Source organism: Clostridium sp. UBA1652 (genome assembly GCF_002320975.1).
GTDB classification, from domain to species: domain Bacteria; phylum Bacillota; class Clostridia; order Clostridiales; family Clostridiaceae; genus Clostridium_T; species Clostridium_T intestinale.
Window position 1 is genome coordinate 1 of sequence record NZ_DCLI01000054.1, and the last position, 3985, is coordinate 3985.

A 3985-nucleotide genomic window follows, 5' to 3' on the forward strand; every position below is an offset into this window, starting at 1 on the left:
AGAGCGTGTAAATACAAACAAGCCAACGGTAAATGTTAACTAAAAATAGGAACAGGAGAGGCGCGATTATGCAACAAGATAGACTATGGAATGAATGGCATCCAGTATGTAAAGCAGAGGAATTGCTGGATGATCCGAAACAAGTATTTGTGCTTGGGGAAAGAGTAGCCATTTTTCGAAATGAGAAAGGCGTTCATGCCTTTAAAGATTTGTGTATTCATAGAGGAGCGGCGCTTTCACTTGGTAAGGTGAAAAACGGGAATTTAGTTTGTGCATACCATGCTTGGGAATACGATTGTGCAGGAGCATGTGTCAAGATACCGGCATTGCCAAATGGACGAGCTATTCCAAGAAAAGCGAAAGCAACTGTTTATCATTGTGAGGAATATCTTGGACTTATTTGGGTGAATCTGGGGGACGATCCAGCACCGCTTATTTCTTATCCTGAATATAGTACAGAAGGATATCGAACAGCAATATGTGGTCCTTATGAGGTAAAAGCAAATGCACCGCGAATCATTGAAAACTTCCTTGATGTTTCTCATCTTATGTTTGTTCATGAAGGCTTGCTTGGGGATGAGGACCATGCGGAAGTGGTCGATTATAAAGTGGATTTTATTGATAACCGTTTTATTACAAGTAAAATTCCTGTCTACCAGCCCAATCCAGATGGACGCTCAAAAGGTGGATATGCCAATTATGTGTATGAAATTCTAAATCCAACAACTGCTCGTTTCACGAAAACAACAGATGGATCAGAAGATGCGTTGACGATTTTGCTTGTCGTCAATCAAGAAGATAACGAACAGTCGAAAGCCTTTATGCTGTTAACAAGAAACTATGATTTAGATAAACCAGATGAACCATTTATCGAATTCCAGGATAAAATCTTTTATCAAGATTTAGATATTGTTCAAAGCCAAAAGCCGGAATTATTGCCATTGGATCTACAGGCGGAATTGCATCTTAAGTCAGACGCCCTGACGATCAGCTACCGTCGATGGCTGCAGGAACTTGGGGTGGAGAATGGAACAACTCCTGGTGACAGGCACCATAAAAAGACAAAAAGCTAATTCTGTCTCTCTCTGGAGGACAAAGGGAAGAGGGATCATTTTTTGATTTCTTTTCCTATTTTTTTGTCGGAAAATGGAGGGATTTTGTCTGGGAGGTAGAATGTTATATTTTAAGCTGCCTCTCTTTATCTTATTCCTAGGATACAGTTATAAGTCCCTTTGCTAATCTCCCTCGATTTTATCCTTCATAATATGCAAGCAAATTTCATAAAAAAGGAGGTTGTTCGTTGCCTAGAAAAAAGCGTGTTTGGTATCCTGGTGCTAGTTATCATATTACAAGTCGAGGTATTCGCCGTACTTCTTTATTTTTGGACGAGGAAGATCGTAAAAAGTATCTTCGATTGTTGACAGAAGTAATGGAGGAAAAGCCATTTATTCTGCAAACCTATTGTTTGATGACAAATCACATCCATCTTCAAATAAAAACCCTTCAACATTCCCCAAGTGACATTATAAGAACTCTTCATTTTAATTACGCGATATATTTCAATAAAAAATATAATTTTACAGGGCATGTGTTTGAAAGTCGTTATGGATCTGAGTTGATCACTTCTGCTCAATATGAATTAGAGGTCAATCGGTACATTCATCTTAATCCAATTCGAGCTGGTATCGTAGAACGCTTGGAAGAGTATCCTTGGAGCAGTTATTTTGACTATATAGAGGCTAAAGAGGGAAGTATGGTAAATTCAGAACGGATTTTTGCTTATTTTCCCGACCCCAAACCTGAGCAATATCTTCAATTTTTACATGCAAGAGGAAAAGAATCTGATCAATATCCAATTTAAGGTTTGCGATATTAGCTTTAGGATAGTTGAATAAGACCTTATTTGAAGAGTTTTTTCTTCTTTCTTTACTGTACTGATAAAACTATTAATTAAAAATGTCTGTTCACTTGGATAAGCTTTATAGCCTATATTAAAGAACAAAAAAATAATAAGCCTCATGCTTTTTTAATACCCAAACCTCCAAATAGTTGTATTTCTCCTCAAAAACAACACACTACAACAAAATTCTTATATCTTATTTTACTTTTTCGATGGCTATTATATCTGTTGTGGAAGTCAATATGATTTGATGCACTCCATTGCTATAATAAGTCGAGGCCCCCGCTTGTTCTCCTTTTTTCCAGCCATTTGATTTTATGGCTTTTACATATCCAAAGGGAATCCCGTGTTCTTCTGATGCATTTGACCATTTATATGTTTTTGAAGTTTCAGTTTCTCTTATCATTTCAGCACTTCTAGGAACTGGGAAGTCATAAAAATCTTTTGAAGGTGGATATGGAAAATAGATAAAGAAATAATAGCATCCTCCTATTAACAAAATAGTTAAAGCAAATGTTAGAAATAATTTTTTCTTCAAAATACTTCCCCTCTCTAAAGTACTTATATTTAAAAATCTAATAGATGTATTTATCCATAATGTTAATGTAAAAACGATTATTTATCTATGTTAGTTGGAGGAAATTTTCTTGCTTAATCAGTGTCCATTCCTCCTATTATTTTTGTTAAAATACTAGATAAAAATGGAGGTTTTTGCAGTGGAGAATTCCGGAAATTTTACAATAATTGTACCTAACGAGTTTAATTTTTTATTATATCTTTATAATTGGATTGATAAAAAGGAATTTCCTCATTTTGAAGTTAGGGTTGAAAATTTAGATATTAATGAAATTAAAAAAAATATTATTGAGCAATGGAACCTATATTTTGAACAATTACTTAATAATGGTGAGTATATTCAATATATAGAAGTGGAAAATTCACTTGCGGAAGAAGTCTTAGTAGGTTTAGATTCAAAACAAAAAGAAAATATTGTTAATCAGTATAATTCATGGTGGTATCATCAATCTTCCATTGGATATTATCAAATAATTGAAAAAGCTATTTCCTATCATAAAAAAATCAACCTGATAAGGTCTATTTTAAATATTGAAACTTATCCTTATTTATTAATAACTTATGACTCAATTCCTAAAGAATTTAGCGTAAATAATAGTGATTTTTATTTTATTTCTCAAAATAGTATATTAACTCTCTAAAAAACATAATATAAAAGTCGAGTGAGATTAACATTAAGCTCAATGAATATAACATTTGTGCACTTTATTAACACGAAGTGAACATTTAATTTAGCGTATAAATATAGCTCTTGTTATATGATGAAAAAAGGTAACATTGAGACTTGCTTCTAATGCTCTTGGACAGAGCTCAATCATTACGTGAATGAAGGATTATTTTATAGTTTTTTGAACATATTAAAATGAAACGTGGGGATAATATTTATAACCACTTTATGTATTGCAAAAGTGATACAATTATGATCCTTCTACCTAGACTGGCATTCATGGACGTTGACGAGTAAATTTCTTCTTGTATGAAAAAGAATGAAGTAGAAATAGGTATTTTTTCGACAAAAGTTGAAGACAGAAAACAGTCTTCATCAGGAGGCTGTTTTTTATAAAATTTTCATTCGACAATGAAGCAACTTAAATTTACCTTGTTCTCCTAATAAAGGGTAAAGAGTAAGCTGGAGGTAAAACCTAAAAACAAAGGTGCTAGATTGTTTCCACTAAAGATACATGGCTTCATTGTTTTTTTTTCTATAATGATAAAGCGGTACCATCTACGCGGCTACTAAAGTCCCATCCTTTTTCATAAACTTTTGTCTAAATCAATTCCTTGACAAGTATTTTTAGCAGGAGTATATTTGGTTACGAATTATAACTAGGGTAGAAAAAGTTATTAAAAAAAGAATAAGAATGACCTATAGATTAATGGAGAGAAGGGGGAAGAAGAAGTATTAGTTAACTATAGGAAGGAACGAGGCTTAATAAAACCTCGTAAGGAAAAGAAGTGTCGGAAATTATCTTGAATTAAAGATATCTTAATTTGAGAATTTCTGTTAAC

Annotated in this window: 4 protein-coding genes; 3 read left to right on the forward strand and 1 reads right to left on the reverse strand. The window is 33.2% G+C overall.

Features of this window, described 5'->3' with window-relative positions:
• Positions 1-68 precede the first annotated feature (68 nt).
• Positions 69-1073 (forward strand): aromatic ring-hydroxylating dioxygenase subunit alpha, encoded by a 1005-nt coding sequence (locus B3N22_RS10655; RefSeq protein WP_095332725.1) that lies wholly within the window; start codon positions 69-71, stop codon positions 1071-1073.
• A 227-nt stretch (positions 1074-1300) separates the two neighbouring features.
• Positions 1301-1861, forward strand: coding sequence for a transposase (locus tag B3N22_RS10660; protein ID WP_286906947.1), 561 nt, complete (start codon positions 1301-1303; stop codon positions 1859-1861).
• A gap of 235 nt (positions 1862-2096) precedes the next feature.
• On the opposite strand, the gene B3N22_RS10665 is transcribed toward B3N22_RS10660, so the two are convergent.
• On the reverse strand, positions 2097-2438 hold the full coding sequence (locus B3N22_RS10665; protein WP_095332729.1) for a hypothetical protein: 342 nt from the start codon (positions 2436-2438) through the stop codon (positions 2097-2099).
• Between the two features lie 178 nt (positions 2439-2616).
• On the opposite strand from B3N22_RS10665, the gene B3N22_RS10670 reads away from it, so the two are divergent.
• Complete coding sequence (locus B3N22_RS10670; RefSeq protein ID WP_095332731.1) at positions 2617-3117, forward strand: hypothetical protein; 501 nt, start codon at positions 2617-2619, stop codon at positions 3115-3117.
• The last annotated feature ends 868 nt before the right edge of the window (positions 3118-3985 follow it).